The sequence below is a fragment of the Nocardia sp. NPDC004604 genome (assembly GCF_040609795.1).
Classification (GTDB): Bacteria; Actinomycetota; Actinomycetes; order Mycobacteriales; family Mycobacteriaceae; genus Nocardia.
The window spans coordinates 1-1,150 of sequence record NZ_JBEXLC010000342.1; the positions used below are offsets into that span (position 1 = coordinate 1).

Consider the following 1,150-nt stretch of genomic DNA (forward strand, 5'->3'; position numbering starts at 1 on the left):
TGGAACAGGACTGGTTGGCGTAGGTTGCGGAACCAGTAGTCGGTGGTGAGTTCGGTGCCGTTGAGGTGGGTGCCGGTGACGGTGGAGTAGAAGGCAATACGACCGGATTGCGGTGCAATCGGTGCGAGGGCGATATCCAAGTCGGCGCGTAACCGATCGACATGCGGTGTGTGCGAGGCATAGTCGACCGGGATGCGCCGCACCTGCACGCCGTGCTGCTCCAACTCGGCCGCCAGGACCTCCAGGCGTTGGCGAGGCCCGGCGACGACCGTCGACTGCGGTCCGTTGAGGGTCGCGACGCTGACCTCGGGATGGGTGTCCAGGCGGTCCTGGACCTCCTCGGCGGGCAGCGCGATCGACATCATGGTGCCGGTACCGGCGAGGTGATCGGTGATGATGCGACTGCGCAGCACGACGATGCGGGCGGCGTCGTCGAGGGTGAGGATGCCCGCTAGGTAGGCGGCGGCGATTTCACCCTGCGAATGACCGATCACCGCGTCCGGTTCGACGCCGCGTGCACGCCACGTCTCGGCCAGCGACACCATGACGGCCCACAGCGCCGGTTGGACGACATCGGCCTGTTCGAGCGTGGCATCGGTGTCGCGCAACACCTCCGAGAGCGACCAGTCGACGAACGAGGCGAGGGCCTGTTCGCAGCGATCGATCCATTCGGCGAACACCGGTGAGGTGTCGAGTAGGTCCGCGCCCATGCCGGGCCATTGCGAGCCCTGGCCGGGGAATACGAATACGGTCCGGCCCGGGGTGGTCGCGCTGCCTCGCACGAGCGCCGGATGCGCGTTGCCGTCGGCGAGCGCGGCCAGGGCCTGGGCACGTTCGGCGGGGTTGTTGCCGAAAATGGCTGCGCGCGTTGTGAAGCCGGGGCGGGCCGTCGCGAGTGTGTAGCCGATATCGGCGGGGTCTGTCGAGGGCTGTGCCAGCATGTGATCGCGTAGCCGCTGCGCCTGGGCCCGCAGTGCGTTCTCCTCGCGCGCCGACAACAGCCAGGGTGCATGGAGTGCTGCACGAGCTTCCGGCTGCGTCATGGGGTTTCGCGGGTCGATGGGTGGTTGTTCGAGGATGAGGTGGGCGTTGGTGCCGCTGATGCCGAATCCTGATACTGCGGCTCGGCGGGGTCGGTTCTGGTTGGGCC

1 protein-coding gene is annotated in these 1,150 nt (G+C 67.7%); it reads right to left on the reverse strand.

The genetic code is table 11. The features are described from left to right. Positions 1-1,103: acyltransferase domain-containing protein (locus ABZW16_RS43990; protein WP_354962108.1), on the reverse strand; the 1,103-nt coding region annotated here is incomplete at its 3' end. Positions 1,104-1,150 lie beyond the last annotated feature (47 nt).